Origin of the sequence: Streptomyces aquilus (assembly GCF_003955715.1) — a bacterium.
Classification (GTDB): Bacteria; Actinomycetota; Actinomycetes; order Streptomycetales; family Streptomycetaceae; genus Streptomyces; species Streptomyces aquilus.
The window spans coordinates 614567-631405 of the sequence record NZ_CP034463.1; the positions used below are offsets into that span (position 1 = coordinate 614567).

Sequence of the window (16839 nt, forward strand, 5' to 3'; positions counted from 1 at the left end):
CGCGATCACCCGAGCGTCGCCCGCCCGAGGGCACCGGCACGGTCACGTGACCTCCACCCCAGCACGACGGTTCATGACCGCGGGCGCACTCAACTGCCGTATGCCGAAGGAACATCGGTGGATCGGCCCTATCGCGGAGACGACGCGGTTTGGTCTCATGTCATGGTGTGGCGGAGAGGTTACGTCAAGGGCTGGTGGCTCATCGTCGGCGCGGCCGTGGCGACGTCGGTGGCGGCGTTCGCCAAGTCGGAGCTTCCCGCCGGAGTGGGTGCGGTCTTCGTCGCCGCGGTGGGGGCCGCGGCCGGTGTGGCGTCCTGGCGGGGCAGCCGGCTGCTGGAGGCGCCGACGGCGCGTGAGCGCGGGCTGGTCGTGGCTCGGCGCGGCAGGATTCCCCGCGTCCGCGACATCGACGATCTGTCAGTCGTACGCGTCCATGGTGCGGGTGGTGACGCGTTCCCCGCGTTCATCCCGAGGGACAAAAGCGGCGAGATCGAGGCGGCCCTGGCCTCGCATCGGTTCGTCCTGCTCGTCGGGGACTCGACCGCGGGAAAGTCACGTGCGGCGTTCGAGGCGCTGCGTGAGACATACCCGAGTCACCGTCTGCTCATCCCGGATCCCGAAAGTGGGGCGAACCTGGCGGCCGCCTTCGAGACGGCCGAGTCCGTACGGCCGTCGGTGATCTGGCTGGACGATCTGGAACGCTACCTGACCTCGGGAAGCACACTCCCGCATCTGATCAGGAACGTGATCATGGGGAGACCGGGGGTGCTGGTGGTGGCCACCATCCGCGCCCACGAACGGGCCCGCTTCCGTGGGATCGAGGCATCCCCCGTTCCCGAGGGGACGGCGGCCGTGTTCGGCCTGGCCCACGAGATCCGGCTCGACCGCCGGTGGAGCACCGCAGAGCTGCGCCGGGCGTCCGAACACAAGGCGGACGAGCGCATCGCCCGCGCGATCGAGTCATCCGGCACCTACGGAATCGCCGAGTACCTGGCGGCCGGTCCGTGGCTTCTCGCGACCTGGAGGGACGCCCGTTCCCCCGAGGGGAATCACTCCCGTGGGGCGGCGCTGGTGGCCGCCGCAGCCGACGCCTTCTGTGCGGGCTGGACCACGCACGTCCCAGTTCCCGTGCTGCGCGACCTCCACGAACACCACCTGCTCGACCTCGGGGGCGCCCGTGCTCATCCTGAGCCTTGGGAGTCCGCGCTGGCCTGGGCGACAAAACCGATCTTCGCCACCAGCAGCCTCCTGCTCCCTCATCACGACGGCACCGGCTACCGCGTCTTCGACTACCTGCCCGAAGTGATCGACGCCGAACGCGGGACCCAGGAAATCCCCCAGCCGGTCTGGGACACGCTCATCGCTCACGCCGACGCAGCGACCTGTATCGACCTGGGCTGGACCGCCCGGCGTCGGACCCAATGGGACGCCGCGACATCCGCCTTCCGCAAGGCACTCGACGGAGGCGCCCTCATGGGCGCGAGCGGCCTGGCCGAGATATCCGGCAACGCCGCCCGGTATTCCGAGGCCGTCGACGTCCTCACCACCGTGCTGCGGTCCGCGCCGCCGGACACCGCTCCGGACGACCTGCTCGAACTCACCCTTCAACTGGCCTGGTGGACGGGGCAGTCCGGGGACCTCGACCGGGCGGTTTCGCTCGCTTCCGAAGCGTACGAAGGTTTCCTGGAGCTCCACGGAGGGATCCACCCGGCCACGATCCGAGCCAGACGGAACCTGATTCGCTGGACGGGCCACATCGGATCGGCTGCCGATGCCCTCGCGATGGCCAGGGAACTCCTCGATGCCGGACAGACCCTCTGGGGACCGGAGCACCCTGAGGTGTTGGGTCTGCGATTCGAAGTGGCCGGCTGGGCGGAAGCCGACGGACCGCAGGCCGCCGAGCGCGCCTGGCGCGAACTCGACGACGACGCCTCCCGTCTGCTCGGTGACCGCCACGCCCTCACCAACGACGCCCGCTGGAACTTGGCCGGCTGGGTTACCCGAAACGGTGACCCGGAGACCGGACTTCGCCTGCAGAAGGCAGTCGTCGAAGGCGCCGCCGCCCTCTACGGTGCCGACCACCCGCGTACCCTCACGCGCACCGTCCAGCTCGCCGCCATGCTCGGCCACGCCGGCCGCGCTGACGAGGCCCTCATCACAGCCACCGCCGCTCGCGAGGACTGCGCTCGCGTCGTGGGGCAGAACCACGAACTCACCCACTGCGCCGCCTACCAACTCGCCCTGTGGACCGCTCTCTCCGGAGACCCCGGCACCGCACGAGCCATCTTCACGAGGCTTCTCTCCGTGCTGCCGGACGGCCATCCGCTCGCCGGACTGTGCACCCGCCAGACAGCCGAAGGCCCGGGCTCCACAACGGCCTACTACCTGCCCCCCGACTGGTGACCACCGCCCGGAGTCGACATCGGCGTGCCGCTCTGTGCGGGTGGCCAGGGTCGGGCGGGTGTCTGGCGGGTGCACCGGCGGTGTCAGCGCGGGACTTCCACCTCGATGCCGCCGATGGGGTAGTTCCAGCGCCGGTCGGACCGGGAACCGCTCTTCCGGGCGCCCTTCAGGCGCTTCACGAAGGCCCTGCGCTGGGCCGGGGTCGCCGAGCGCCAGCGCAGTTCGAGGACCGGGCGCACCGGAGGGATGATGTCGCGTATCCGCTCGTCGTAGCCGGCGAGGCTCGCCTCGTAGTCGAACGGCCGGTAGACCAGGTCGAGATCGATCGACGGTTCCGGGCCGCCCCCCTCGTGGTGGCAGGAACCCAGCCACTGGGCGAGGAAGTCCAGCCCGATCCGGATGTCGGCGCAGGCCTGGTCCTGCCACTTGCCGAGGTAGGGCGCGTTCACCATCTCCGCGGTCACCTCTTCCGGCATCACGATCAGGCCGCGGACGGAGGTGCCCGACAGGGCGACATGGATACGCGGCCAGTGTCCGCCGGCCTCGATCCGGAAGGAGGGGAAGCGGCCCGCCATGCCCATCCCCGTCCGCAGCTGGACCCAGTTCATCGCGTCGGACGGGAGCCGCTCCGGCGAGTAGGGCCCGCTGGTGCGGTGCCCGAGGTCGCCCTCCCGCATCATGAACACGGCCTCGAACACGTCACCGCGCAGGGCGACGCTGAGGGGGAAGTAGGCCCCGACGTCCGCCATGAACGCCTTGCCGGTGATCAGGGCGCCGATGCTGGACCCGTCCGGAATCATCGCCGTCTCCTCCATCCCCTCCGCGTCGGCCCGGGCGGCACCGGGCCGGGCAGACTGTCCAGTTCGGTCTGGACGGCGAGGGTGTCCGGGTGGTGCTCGCCCAGACGCAGCCGCCGTTTCGCCCACACTTCCCGCAGGGCCTGTGCCGCGTCACCGTGCCGTCCGAGCCGGCGGTGCACCCGGGCCAACCCCACCCGGGCCTCCAGGGTTTGGAGGCCGTCGCGGCCGTAGCGCCGCACGAGCTGGGGCACCAGCCTGTCGTACAGCCGCTCGGCCTCGTCCAGTTCGCCCTTGTCGGTGAGCAGGGACGCGAGTGCCGCGACCGCCTCCAGGGTGGCCGGATGGTCCGGCCCCAGGTCCCGTTCGCGTTCCGCGGTCACCGCCCGGATCAGGGCCAGGGCTTCCATCTGCCGGCCGAGGTCACTCAGTACCGCGGCCCAGCCGAGCATCGCGCGCTGCGTCTCGACGTACCCGGCGTCCCACAGGTGGGAGCGCACGTCGACGACGAGCTGCCAGGTCCGCTCGGCCGCGACCGCATCGCCCTCGCGGTACAGGAGCTGGGCGGCCTCGGCGAGCGTGTCGAGGTCGTCCTGGAGCTGGAGGGCGAAGTGGTTGGCCCAGAAGGTCTCGGACCGGTTGAGTTCTTCCTCCGGTCTCAGCAGCAGCGTGAGCGCCTCGGCCGTGCCCGGTGTCCTGTCGGGCTCCCGGCTCGCCAGGTCCTCGGCCACGGAATGCATGTAGAGGCGGTAGCCCGTGTCGTCGCGGGACGGGACCTTGTCCAGTTCCGCGGCGAGTTCCAGGGTGCGGGTGACAGCGTGCCGCTGCCGCTCGCCGATGCGGGCCATCGCCTCGATGAGCGCGGGGCGACTGTCGTCACGGGACGGCAGCTCGACGGCGACCTCGGCCCGCAGTTCCTCGATCACGGGCTCGGACTCCGCGCACAGCACACCGGTCGCCGAGCCGAAGTCGTACTCCCAGTCCAGAGCCCAGGTCAACAGGCGGCCGCCTTCGTCGCCGGCCAGGAGCAGGGCGCCGTCGGGGGCCAGCGCGATGTCGGTGACCGCGCCGGAGAAGCCGGTGAAGGCCCGCAGTTCCCGGCCGGCCGTCAGGTCCCACAGGCGGGCCTGGCGGTCCTCGCCGCCCGAGGCCGCGAGGAGGAAGTCCGGCGTGACGGCGAGGCTGCGCACGGCGGCGGTGTGTCCGGTGAGCACATGGACGCAGCGGGCGGCGGCGACGTCCCACAAGCGGATGGTGCCGTCTGCGGAGCAGGACAGCAGGTGCCGGCCGTCCGCGCCGGGCAGGACGTCGACCACGGCGTCGGTGTGGCCGGTGAGCACGGCCTCGCACTCTCCGTCGGCGGTCCGCCAGACGCGTACGGTCGCGTCGGCGCCGCCGGTGACGACGTAGCGGCCGTCCTCGCTCAGCCGTGCGGCGCCGATCCACTCTGCGTGTCCGCCCAGCACCCACCGCAGTTCGCCCGCGTGCAGGTCCCAGATCTTCACGGTGACGTCCTGGCCGCGGGAGAGCCCGTAACGGTGGTCGGCGCTGACGGCCACGTCCAGCACGGCTCCGGGGTGGGCCTCCCAGCGTCCGAGGGACCGGCCGCTGGGGATGTCCCAGGCGGCGACGACGCCGTCGGCGGTCCCGGAGAGGGCCACCTGTCCGTCCTCGCTGACCGCGACGTAGTACACGCGGTCGCGGGGGCTGGTGAACAGCTGGACGATGCGCCGGTCGCGGGGCTGCCAGGCGACGACCCGGCCGTCCTCGCCCCCGGACACCGCGAGCCGGCCGTCGGCGGTCATCGCCAGGGCGCCGAGGTGTCCGGTGTGCAGGCTGAGCGTGTGCAGCAGCTGCCCGGTCTCCACGTCGAAGACCCAGGCTTCGGAGTTGCCCGCCCGGGCGAGCGCGGTGGGGCTGCGCCCGCTGAGTGCCAGGGCCCAGGACCGGTCGTCGTCGGGGGTGATCCGGCCCGCGGACCAGGCGTCGACGAGTGCGGTACGGCGGCCGAGCGCACCGAGTCGGCGCCACAGGCGTACGGGCTCGGTGTGGCGCCGATGGCCGGGCAGTGCGCGGGCGGCGCGGATCAGTTCGGCCGCCTCCTCCAGCCGTCCGGCCGCGCCATGCGTGGCCGCCTGGTCCAGCAGTTCGGCCGCTCGGGCGGCAGCGGCGGTGAGGTCCCCGGCCTGGTGGGGGCGGACGTAGCTCCAGGGGGCCGGCGGTCCGGCGGGCGGCAGGTGCCAGGCGCGTACGGTCTTGGCCTCGGCGGTGAGCGCGCGGTGTCCGGTCGCGCTCAGCGCGACCTCCTTGGTGTCGGGTGTGGCCTCCAGGGAGAGGCGGCAGCGGCCCGTGGCGAGGTCCCACACCCGTGACGGCTCGTCGCGTCCGCCGCTGGAGAAGCCGACCGTGCCGTCCGTGTTCAGGGCTGGCCGGCCGTACCGGGTCTTGAGCACCCGTGGGGCATCAGGGGAGCCTAGGTCGGCCAGGCGGACGTCGGGGCTTCCGCCGGTGACGGCGACGCGTCGGCCGTCGTCGGTGAACCGCACGCTCAGGCAGGCGTGGTCGAACCGGCGCACCAGTGCGCCCGTGCGGACGTCGTGCACCGAGGTCGTCCGGCGTGTGTGGTCGACGAGGCAGCACAGAGTGCCCCGGGCGCCCAGGAAGTCGACCCTGCTCTCGAACTGCCGGACCTCCACGGGTTCGCCGGTCTCCAGGTCCCAGGTGACGACTTCTCCCTCGTACCCGCTGGTGACCGCGTGCCGCTGATCCTCCGTCAGCGCGACCGAGAGCACCCAGCTGGGGTGGCCGGGGAGTTCGAACCCGGTGGCGGTCTCGAAGTCGAGCACCAGGGCGCGCCGGGTGTCGCCGCCGACGACCAGGACGCGTCCGTCGTCGCTGACCGCGAGTGCCGAGGCGCGATAGGTGTCCAGGTGCAGTTCCTGGCGGCACTCCCCCGCGTCCAGGTCCCAGATCCGCAGTCCGCCGGAACCGTCCGCCGAGATTCCCGTCGTGCCGTCCGGGGTCACGGCGAGGGCGGTGATCCAGTCGTCGTGTTCCCCGGGCAGCACCACCTGGGCCGGGGCGGGCGCCTCCTGCACCGAGGCGAGGGCGGCGGCGATCTGCGGGGCGTCGGGCATCCGGGCGGACGCGTCCCGCAGCAGTTCGGCAGCGGCGGGCGCGTCGCCCCGCTCGCGGTGCACCAGCGCCAGCAGGTAGGTGCCGTCGTCGGGGTCGCCGAACCGCACGGACTCCAGCTCGTCCACCAGTTCGGCGTCGGTGATCACACCCGTCCGCCAGCGGTGCAGTCCGCGGTTGTAGCGGGCGTGCGGGTGGTGGGGATCGGCCCGCAGGGCGCGGGTCCACAGCTCCTCGGCGCTGTCGCGGCGGCCGAGGTCCAGCATGGACAGCGCGTGGTTGGAGAGGCTGTCGGCGAGCAGGGTGGCCGCGGACGGGGCGCGGCGGGGATAGGGGCCCACCTCGCGCCAGTGCACCTCGACCAGCCGCTCGGCGAGCGGGCCGAGCCGGGAGGGGCGGGCGGTGGGGTCCTGCGCGAAGCACTCGCGCAGGACGTCCAGTATCTCGTCCGGCACCCGCTGGATCGCGCCCGGCGCCCGGGACCGGATGTAGCCCTCGAAGGCGTCGCCCGCGGTCGTCCCGTCCCGCACCGGCGGACTGCCCAGGAGCATTTCGAACACGGTGACCGCCCAGGACCACACGTCCGTGGCCGGGGTGAGCCCGGACGGCGAGCGTGCCTGCTCGGGCGAGCAGTACGCGGGGTCCAGGCCGCCCCGGCTGACGAACGGCTCCGCGTCCCCGACCGTGCGGGCCCGTGCCAGGCCGAAGTCGGTGACCTTGACCGTGCCGTCCTGGGTCAGCATCACGTTGGCGGGCTTGACGTCCTGGTGCACGACGCCGTTGTCGTGCGCGTGGTCCAGGCCCCAGGCGGACTGGATCGCGACATCCAACAGCGTCGCCAAGGGATCGTCGCCGTACAGGGTCCGATCGCGGACGGCTTCCGCGAGGCTGCCGCCGTCGGCCCACTCGGCGAAGACCCTTGGCACGTCCTCCAGGGTGCGCACGTAGACGCAGTTGGCGATGTGCGGGTGCAGGCCCAGCCCCACCCACACCTCCGCCTCCCGCTCGAAGTCCCCGAGCCCCTCCGGCGAGCGGACGACGGCCGGGCGCGGGGTCTTCACCGCCAGATCGATGTCCCAGCCTCGGTGGTGGACCCGGTGCACCAGTCCCAGGCCGCCGGTACGCACCACGTCCAGGACCTCGTACAGGTCCAGGATGACGTCCCCGCGGCGCCAGGTGGCCATCGGCGTCAGTCCACCACGGCGGCGTACAGGGGTGTTCCGAGCAGCACCGACCTGCCGCTGCCGTCCGGGCTCTCGCCGTGCAGCAGCCGCTTCGCCACGAACTCGACGTGCTGCGCCGGCCAGCGCAGTCGCTCAACAGCCCGCTGAACGCGGCCCAGTGCCGCGCGATCGACGTGGTCGAGGTCGCCGTCCACCGCGTCGGCGACGTACTCGTCCTCCAGGTCGGAGGTGATCCCGAGGCCGTCGAGCATGGAGGACATCATCGAGCGCCCCACGCCGTGCGCCTCGGCGTCCGGAACGTGGTCGAACACGTGCCGGTACGAGCCGCCCAGGGCGAGGACGGTGTCCTCGGTGCGCCCGCCGAAGAACACCAGGGAAGACGCGGGGTCGTCGCGGAACGCGCCCCAGCGCATCGGCAGCGATCCCCAGAAGTACTGGCCGGGTTCATCCACCGTGCCGAGGTCACCGTGGTCGTGGAGGTGACGGACGACCGCCTCGAGACGGGTGATCCGGTCGTTCGGCGGACCCTCGGTGGTGCGCTTCGCCGACAGCACGGAGAGGTTCACGCCCACCTCCGTCTGACGCTTGGCCCCGAACCCGGGGTCGATCTGCGGCAACAGCATGTCGACCTTGCTGTCGGAGATGTACACGTAGTAACTCGGCGACACTGCCGGATCCTCCCCGTCTCGACCTTCCCAGGGTATCGATCACGACCAGTTGTAAGCCATGGGATGTGCGGGCGAAGGGAGTTGAACGGTGCGGCTACGGTCCCGCGTGGACGTACGCGGCCCAGATGTGCGGGTGCGGGACGCGCTCGCGCAGTTCGCGGATCGTGTCGTGCAGGGCGCGGGCGGGACCGGGGGTGCCGGGTGCCGTCGTACGACGGTAGAAGTCGCGGGTGACCTGGTCCGCGTGGGAGCTGTCGATCTTCCACAGGGTGCCGACCGCGGTGGGGAAGCCGGCGAGCAGGAACGAGCTCGTGATGTGGATGGTCTCGTCGGAGAGGCGCTCGGTGGTGCGTGCGGTGCCGCAGGCCGCCAGGAACGCGAGCTGGGCCGCGCGCGGGCGGACCTGACAGATCTCCCGGACCGAGACCTGTTCGCCGCTGGGCAGGTGGAGCAGGGCGCCCGAAGGCTCCGAGGGGTCCGTCGCCGCATGGCAGCCGAAGTGCGCCCAGGAGGCCTCGTGCAGCGCCCCGAGCACGACGTCCCGGGTGGCCTGCGGGCCGATCAGCGTCCGGTGCGCGCCGAGAAGTCCGGCGGCGTAGCCGGCGGCGCCCGCGACCCCGGGCAGGTCGTCCTCGGCCGCGGCGACCAGCAGGGCCCTGCCCTGCTCGACGGTGCCGCGCTGCCGCGCGCGGGCCCGGGTGTACGCCAGGGTCTGGAGCCCCGGCACGTACGACGACACCACCGCGTCGAGCGCGGCGCCGCAGCCGTCGGGCGCGCAGTCGGGCGACCGGCACTCGGCCGCGTGCAGCGGCAGGGCGCCGAAGGCTCCCGTCGGCACCCACCAGATGCGCGGCCACTCGGCATCGGCGGGGACGGCGCCCGCGCAGCCGACCGCCTCCAGCACCGGGCGCACGATCTTGTGCCAGGTCCAGTCCAGCGTCTGGCGAACCGTGTTGCCTGCGGCGACGAGCTGGAGCGGGGACGGTCTCGACCCGCCTTGCGTGTTGATGGCGTCGACCGCTTCCCGCAGCTGACGGGATGTGTCGGCGACCTCCTCGACAGAGGCTTCGAGGGGCAGGGTGGTGATCGTCCGGTCGGTGACGACCAGGGCGTGGCAGTAGCGCTTGCCGCCGTGGTTGAGGACGACCACCGGGCCGTCAGCGGCGAGCCCCTTCAACTCCTGCGCGGTGAGCGGCCGCAGGAAGCCCTCGAAGCCGGGCCGGGTGCGGATGTCCCGGACGAGGTCGTCGAGCGCGTGGGAGGCACGCAGGCCCGCCAGCCGGGCCCACTCGGCGTCACCGGGGGCGGACGTCCGCGGCCGCGCCTCGATCTGTGCCGTCAGCCGCTCGAACTCGTCGGCCAGCCCGGGATGTTGGGAGCGCAGTTCGCCGAGGTCGGCGCGGGCCTCGATCCGCCGGGTCAGCAGCAACCCTCGGCCCCGCTCCAGGAGTTCGGCGGCGCGGTCGACGTCGGGGCCCACGAGGCGGCGGTCGACGGCGGGGAGTTCGCCCGGGAGCCGCCCCGCTTGCAGTTCCCGTAACGACTCCTGCGCGGCCTTCAGATATTCCGGGAGGCGAGGGGCGACGTCACGCAGTTCGACATTGCACAGGATCAGCTCGACGATCGTTCTGATGTCGCCCTCGAACTGCGACAGACCGTGCTCGGCCGAGGCCTGGTCGGCGCCCCGGTCGGTGAGGGTGGCCATGGCCTCGATGGCCTCTTCGAGATGGTCCAGGGCCTGACCGATCTGCTGCCGGCCCAGCGCGCCGGCCGCGGCGCCGATCTCGCCGTGCGCCCGCAGCCACACCGGGACGCCCGTGTCGCGCACCGCCTCGGGTCCCGCGGTGCCGTCGACCCGGCCCAGGACGGGCGCGAGGCGGGCGGCGAGGAAGTCCTGCGGAGTGCCGTCCGCGCCGGGGGTCATGTCGGGCAGGCGTCCCCGGACGAAGAAGTCGAGGGCCGACCGCATCACGGCGGCCAGGTCGAACGGGGCGCCCTCGGGCAGTTCCTCCGTCGAGAGCGCCCGGCTCACCTCGTCCGCCTCGGCGAACAGCTCCTGCGCACGCGCCGGTTCGGTGGCCCGGAGCTCGACGGCACGTTGCGCGAGCGCCCGGGCGAGGGTCGTCGCGGCCATCACGCGCATCGGGTGTCCCGGGCCGCACCGTGCGAAGGTCGCCCGGCACTCCTCGACCACGGTGTCGTCGAGGTCGGGGCGGCGGCCGCCCGCCGGGCCCACGGTGTCGGCAAGGTTGACGTAGACGTCGCCCATCAGGTCGTACCAGGGCCGCTCGGCGGTGGCGGGCGCGGCCTCGATGACGTCCCGCATCCGGCGGGCGATCTGCCGGGCCCGCTCCAGCTGGGCGGGTTCATGGCCGAAGAGGTAGTTCTGCAGGGCATTGTGGAACTCGGTGCGGGCGCCCATCAGCTCGCTGTCGGTCTCGGTCGGCACCGGGTCGCCCGGCCGCAGTTCCTCCAGGACCTCCGGCCCGAAGGGTGCCCCCGGGTTGGAGGCGAGCAGGGCCGCCGCCTCCCGGGCGCCTTCCGCGTCGAAGCCGCGGAAGGACAGGACCGTGAGGGCGTTCGCGAGCATCCGGTCGAAGCCGCCCGGGAGGTCGACCCCGTGCTCGCGGCTCTCGCGCAGCAGCGCCACGATCTCTTCGAGGGCGGCGTAGTCCGGTGCCCGGGTGTTCTGGGCGGACAGGGCGCTGCCGAGCACGGCGGAGAGGTAGGGGCGCATCTCGTCGCCCTCGGGCGTGAGGTCGCGCAGTTCCCGGATGGCCGCGATGTCGGCGTCGAGGGTCTCGGGGCCTTCGAGCCGGACCTCGCCCATGCGGGTCAACACTTCGAGCATGCGGCCCAGTTCGCCGTCCGGCACGCCCCCCGTCTCGGTCGAGGCCACGGCGACCGGCAGCGCGACCTCGAAGCGGCCCTGGCGCAGCAGCTCCGACACGGGGGACCCGGCCGGGGCGGCGGCGACCGCCTCCTCGGTCAGCTCCCGGCACTCGGCCTCGAACAGCCCGGCCCGCGCGGGCGCGCTGTCGCGCAGTGCCTCGGCCCGCATCCCGGTGAGCGCGGCCAGGACGGCGACGTAGGCGTGCCGGTGCGGCCGGTCGGCGGGGAGGGCGGCGAGGGCGGTGCGGTAGCGGGCGATGTGCTCGTCGCCGCTGTCGTCGGGCTCGAACCCGGTGGGCAGGAAGGCCAGTTCGATGTCGATGTCGACGGGGGCGCCGTCGAGCAGGGCCTGCTCCCGGGCCCGTTCGGCCAGCCGCCGGATGAGGGGGGCGGCCCGCTCCAGGTCGGCCGGGTCCTCGCTCCGGCTCGCCTCCTGCAGCTCCCGGAAGTCGGCGAACATCTCCCGCTGCCCGTCGCTCAGGGCGAGGCCGTCCAGGAGCGGGAGCATCCGCTCCAGGTCCTCGGGGGTGGCGGTGTCGACGCTCACCTCCTGCCATTGCCGATAGGCGTCCAGCAGGTCCCGGTGCCGGTCGTCCAAGGCACCGACGGAGGCGAGGAGTTCGGCTGCCTCCCTGGCCGTCGCGCCGTCCTGGCGGGCCGCCGCGAGGGCTGCGAGGGCCCGGCCGAGGGCGGTGACGACCTGGGGGTGCGCGGGGTGCAGGCCGGGTGTGGCGGCCAGGGACGCGCGCAGCCGCCGTACGGCACAGGCGACACGGCCCAGGTCGTCCTCGGAGACGCCGGCGTCGGCGAGGGCCGAGCCCACCCGCAGGTCGAACTCGCCGGGCCAGGCGACCGGCAGGGTGTGGAGGTGGCGCAGCTGGCCCAGCCCTTCGGCGGTCTCCGGCAGGAGGGCGTCCTGCGGGAGCGCCGCGATCAGCTCCTCGACGACGGCGAGCGGGGGCGTGCCCAGCAGCCGGCAGGTGTCGACCAGGGTGCGCAGGGCGGGCGCCGCGGCGGCCTGCACGAGAGCGGGGTCGAGGTCCGCGGCACGCAGCCGCGTACACACCGCACGGGCGTAGCGCACGGCCGCCAGCAGCGCGTCCGGGTCCACCATGAGTTTGAAGCGCTCGACGTGGAGTTCGAGGGCGTGGACCGTCAACTCCAGGAATCCGGCGTGGTCTTCGTCGAGCACGGACTCGAACGCCGCTTCCGACCAGGCGATCGCGGCGGCGAGCGCGGCGGGCCGCTCCTCCTGCGGGCCGGTGACCGCGGCATCGGTGTGCGCCCTGCTGACCAGGTAGGCGAAGCTCGCCTCGTTGGACGGGTCGGCGGGATCGAAGCGTTCCACGAGGATCTCCGGGAGCCCGGCTTCCGGAGGCAGTCGCGGGCACAGGTGCACGAAGGTGCCGAAGATGACGGACAGGTTCTGCTCCGCCTCGGGGTCCTCGTCGCCCAGGTGCCGGAACCAGAAGGTCCAGAAGACCTGGACGACCGACTCCAGGTCGACCGGCGCCTCCGGCGCGGGCGCGGCCTGCCGCAGCAGGGCCAGCGCGTCGGCCACCGCCTCCGGATCCCTCAACAGCGCGGGATCGCGGGTGTTCTGAGCCGTGACAAGGCGAGAGACCACTCGGCCGCGAAGCTCGGTCATAGATCGTTACATTAGTCTGACTGAAAGTCAGAGGGCAGTGATTCTCCGTACGTTGAGGGAGGCGCCGTGGGGGACGGGGCGAACGCGCGCAAGCTGTACGAGGACGCGGTGGAATACCTGTGCCGTCACACGGAGGAGCTGCGACCACTGATCCCCGACGCCGTGTGGGAGGCGGCGGTGCCGCTCGTGCGGGACGCCGACCCGGCCGGTGACGCCTGGCGGAACGCAGTGCGCGAGCTGCACGAGGCCGTCGAGGCGGGCGGTGTCCCGAACGGGCTCGGGCTGCCCGCGGTGATGGGCGTGGGCGACTGGCCCGGCCGCCGGGTACCGCGGGCGTCCGGCTGGGTGTGTCCCAAGCAGAACCGTTGTGGCCGCGTCGAGTTGCGCAACGGGGCCGCGACCCCGACCCCGACGTGTGCGTTGGGCGGCGCCGAGATGCGTCCGGTGGGCGGCTGACGGCGATGGGGCTTCTCATCGAGTTGCAGAGGCGCATACCCGACGGCTGGTTCCTGCGACGGCTGCTGCCCGCCGTGCTGTTCTTCGTGGTCGCGGTCGTCGGCGGCGGCGAGCTGGGGCACGCCCACTGGAACGACGTGTCCCTCGCACGGGAGAAGATCGCCGACGCGCTGCGGACGGGCGGCGGCCTGTCCGCGGACACCGTCGCCTCGCTCGTGCTCTTCGCGGTGCCGGTGGTCGCGTCGGCGTTCGCGGTGCCCTATCTCGCCTCCGGGATAGGGGCGTTGGCCGCCGGGGCCTGGCCGTGGTGGCTGATGCCGGTGGGCGATCTCGTGACCAGGTGGCGGCGGCACCGCTGGGTGGAGCCCGACGAGCTGGCCAGGAGATCCGTACGGGCGAGTGCCGACGGCAACGCGCTGCGGGCCGCCCGGCTCGACGTGCGCAGGGCCGCCGCCGTCGAGAACGGGCGGCCCGGGTCACCCACCTGGTCCGGCGACCGGTTCCACCGCACCGAGGAGACGATCAGACAGCAGGGCGAGGACCTCGGCACCGGCTGGACCGCCCTCCTCCTCGGCGCCCAGGACCCGCCCCGCGCCGCCCTGGCCGAGGCCCGCGACGCCTACGACGCGGCCTGCGAGGCCCTCGTGTGGAGCGCGGCGTTCACGGTCCTCGGCGCGTGGTGGTGGCCCGCGGCGCCGGTCGGCGTCCTGCTGGGCCTGGCGTCATGGCGCACGCTGCGGCACGCGGTGGAGGCGTTGTGCCGGACGACGGAGGCCGCGTTCACTCTGAGGGGGACGCAGCCTCCGCCTGCTCAGCCATGAGGGAGGGGTGGCAACGACGGCGCGTATCAGTCGTTCTGACCGCGGCACGTACGGCAGAGCCCCATTCCGGCACCCGAGGAGGCGCACTTCTAGAGTGAGGTGTCGCGGCAGGACATCGGGGGTGGGGAGGACGACACATGGCGGAGCTTGCGGTCCCTGGGCCGGAACCGGACTGGGAGCGGGCGCCGGAATACCAGGGCGGAAAGCGCAACCCAGCCCTGCAAGCGAGCATGTGGGAGTACGCGGCGGGAGCCTTCCGGCTGTCGCGGGCCTGTCACCGTAGCTGATACCGAGGGCGCGCTCGACATCCTGCTCAACGCGCTCAACATCGGCAAGGAAGCCCCTCACCTTCCCAAGCTGAGAGCGCGGGTTCGATGCCCCAAGTCGCCAGAAGCAAGCGCGCCGGACGGGTCACCCGAGGTCACCCACGAGATCTGACGGCCGATCATCCCGTCTCATGAGACACAACCCCCGCGATCTGCACCACAAGGCTGCGCGCTCCACCGGGAGTCGCCCACACAAAGCCGCAGTTCACGGCAGCAATGACGAGGGTGGCCGTCAGGTCGGCGCGGGGCCAGCCGAGGCGTCACCGAGAAGCGCGGCCACCGGTAGGCGCACAGCAAGGGTGGATTTCACCCGGAGCCGCTCCGTGCGGTCCCGCGCCTGGCGCCGGATCCTGTCAGCCACGTCGCTCTGGTCGCACCGCATCACCGCCGAGGGATCAGGACAGGCCGGAGGCCATATTTGCGTATTGACGCAACAAGGAGCACACTACCTGTCGGCACCGCCTGTCCACCGCCGGAACCACGCACCCGAAGGGAGGCACCCATGGACATCGACCCACCCAGTCCCTGCCGCTGCCTCCTCGGCAGTCAGTGATTCACGTCCGTCCATGACGGCCCCCGAAGCCCAAGCGCTCATACGGCCGTGACGGACCCGCTGCCCCCGCGGAAGCCCACCCGCGCCCCGGCCCGCAGCCCTCCCTCCCCTGCTCTCACCATCCGCTTGCTCTCCGCGCGCATGCTGCTGCCCTGTTCCGCCATGCCATGCCGTGCGGTTGGAGGTTCCTCTGATGTCGTTCCGGACGAGCACGCCCCCGCCGGCCACGCGGTCGTCGCACTCCGCCCGTTTCGCGGGCCGTCTGTCCCTTTTCTCCTGGGTGGACGTGGTGGTCGCCGCCGCCGTGCTGGTGCTGCTCTACCTCACCCTCAGGGTCGGGGAGGGGACCACGGTCTCCTTCTCCACCAGCCGGTCCGCGCACGTGGACACGAGCGTCGGACAGCTCCCCTACGACGCGGCCCGCTCCCTGCTGCGCATGTTCGTCGCGCTGGCCCTGTCCACCGTCTTCACCTTCGTCTACGCCTATACGGCCGCGAAGTCCCGCCGCATGGAGCGCATCCTCATCCCGGCGCTGGACATCCTCCAGTCCGTCCCCGTCCTCGCCTTCCTGACGGTGGCCGTGACCGGGTTCGTCGCCCTGTTCCCCGGCTCGATGCTGGGCCTGGAGTGCGCGGCGATCTTCGCGATCTTCACCTCGCAGGCGTGGAACATGACGTTCAGCTTCTACCACTCCCTCACCTCCCTGCCCCGTGAACTCGACGAGCTGTCACGGTCGTTCGGCGTCACCCGCTGGATGCGGTTCTGGAAGGTGGAACTGCCCTCCGGCATGATCGGCCTGGTCTGGAACGGCATGATGAGCTTCGGCGGCGGCTGGTTCTTCCTCGTCGCCTCCGAGGCCGTCACCCTCGGCAACACCGACTACGCCCTGCCCGGCGTGGGCAGTTACGCCGGCGCCGCCATCGCCGACGGCGACCTCGGCAAGGTCGGCTGGGCCATCCTCACCATGGCCGTCATGGTCATCGGCGTGAACTTCCTGTTCTGGCGCCCGCTGACCGCCTGGGCCGAGCGCTTCAAGAACGAGCAGTCCGAAGCGAGCGAGGTGCAGCGGTCGTACGTCCTGGACTTCCTGCGGCGTTCCCACTGGCCCCAGCTGCTGGGCCGGGCCCTGCGTCCCGTCGGACGCGCCCTCGGCCGGGCGGGCCGCGTCCTCGGCGTCGACGACCGGCCGCTGACCGTCGACCGCGCCCGGCAGCTGACGGGGGATCTGGTGTTCACGGTCGTGGCGGGCGGGCTGATCCTGTGGGGTCTCGTCGACCTCGGCCGTTACCTCTACGACCGCACCGGCCTCGGCGTCTTCGGCGAACCGCTCCTGCTCGGTCTCGCCACCCTCGCCCGGGTCGTCGTCCTGGTCGCCGTCGCCACCCTGGTCTGGGTGCCGGTCGGCGTGCGGATCGGCTTCTCGCCACGACTGACGCGGATCGCCCAGCCCGTCGTGCAGGTCCTGGCCTCCTTCCCCGCCAACTTCCTCTTCCCGCTCGCCGTCTGGTTCTTCCTCAGGACCGGACTGAGCATCGACATCGGCGGCATGCTTCTCATGGCGCTCGGCGCGCAGTGGTACATCCTCTTCAACTCCATCGCCGGCGCCATGGCCATCCCCACCGACCTGCGCGAAGCCATGGACGACCTGGGCGTGACCGGCTGGCAGCGTTGGAAGCGGCTGATCATCCCGGGGATCTTCCCCGCGTACGTCACCGGCGGCATCACCGCCTCCGGCGGCGCCTGGAACGCCTCGATCGTCTCCGAGGTCGTCACCTTCGGCGGCACGACCCTCACCGCCACCGGCCTGGGCGCCTACATCGCCAAGGCCACCGAGGCCGGGAACTACCCCGAACTCCTTGCGGGCGTCGCGGTGATGAGCCTGTATGTCGTCTCCCTCAACCGCTTCTTCTGGCGCCGCCTGTACCGGCTGGCCGAGTCGCGCTACTCCCTCTGAGC

Annotated in this window: 8 protein-coding genes; 4 read left to right on the forward strand and 4 right to left on the reverse strand. The window is 72.4% G+C overall.

Features of this window, described 5'->3' with window-relative positions; genetic code table 11:
- Window positions 1-162 precede the first annotated feature (162 nt).
- Entirely contained in the window at window positions 163-2403 is a 2241-nt protein-coding gene (locus EJC51_RS03020) for a tetratricopeptide repeat protein (protein ID WP_126269555.1), read from the forward strand.
- An 83-nt stretch (window positions 2404-2486) separates the two neighbouring features.
- Here EJC51_RS03020 and EJC51_RS03025 read toward each other — a convergent pair whose 3' ends face one another.
- From EJC51_RS03025 to EJC51_RS03040, 4 genes are all read right to left on the reverse strand, one after another.
- Complete coding sequence (locus tag EJC51_RS03025; RefSeq protein WP_126269556.1) at window positions 2487-3203, reverse strand: hypothetical protein; 717 nt, start codon at window positions 3201-3203, stop codon at window positions 2487-2489.
- Window positions 3200-7519 carry a protein kinase domain-containing protein gene (locus EJC51_RS03030; RefSeq protein WP_126269557.1) on the reverse strand — a complete coding sequence of 1440 codons (4320 nt, stop codon included), beginning with the start codon at window positions 7517-7519 and terminating at the stop codon, window positions 3200-3202. The genes EJC51_RS03025 and EJC51_RS03030 overlap by 4 nt, the downstream gene beginning before the upstream one ends.
- 5 nt (window positions 7520-7524) lie before the next feature.
- Window positions 7525-8187, reverse strand: a complete 663-nt coding sequence (locus tag EJC51_RS03035; protein WP_126269558.1) for a DUF7019 family protein — start codon at window positions 8185-8187, stop codon at window positions 7525-7527.
- 94 nt (window positions 8188-8281) lie between these two features.
- Window positions 8282-12727, reverse strand: a complete 4446-nt coding sequence (locus tag EJC51_RS03040) for a CHAT domain-containing protein (protein WP_126269559.1) — start codon at window positions 12725-12727, stop codon at window positions 8282-8284.
- A 66-nt stretch (window positions 12728-12793) separates the two neighbouring features.
- On the opposite strand from EJC51_RS03040, the gene EJC51_RS03045 reads away from it, so the two are divergent.
- The 3 genes from EJC51_RS03045 to EJC51_RS03055 all read left to right on the forward strand — a co-directional run bounded on the left by EJC51_RS03045 (window position 12794) and on the right by EJC51_RS03055 (window position 16837).
- Window positions 12794-13183, forward strand: coding sequence for a hypothetical protein (locus EJC51_RS03045; RefSeq protein WP_126269560.1), 390 nt, complete (start codon window positions 12794-12796; stop codon window positions 13181-13183).
- Between the two features lie 5 nt (window positions 13184-13188).
- On the forward strand, window positions 13189-14004 hold the full coding sequence (locus EJC51_RS03050; RefSeq protein ID WP_126269561.1) for a hypothetical protein: 816 nt from the start codon (window positions 13189-13191) through the stop codon (window positions 14002-14004).
- Between the two features lie 1072 nt (window positions 14005-15076).
- On the forward strand, window positions 15077-16837 hold the full coding sequence (locus tag EJC51_RS03055; protein WP_126269562.1) for an ABC transporter permease: 1761 nt from the start codon (window positions 15077-15079) through the stop codon (window positions 16835-16837).
- The last annotated feature ends 2 nt before the right edge of the window (window positions 16838-16839 follow it).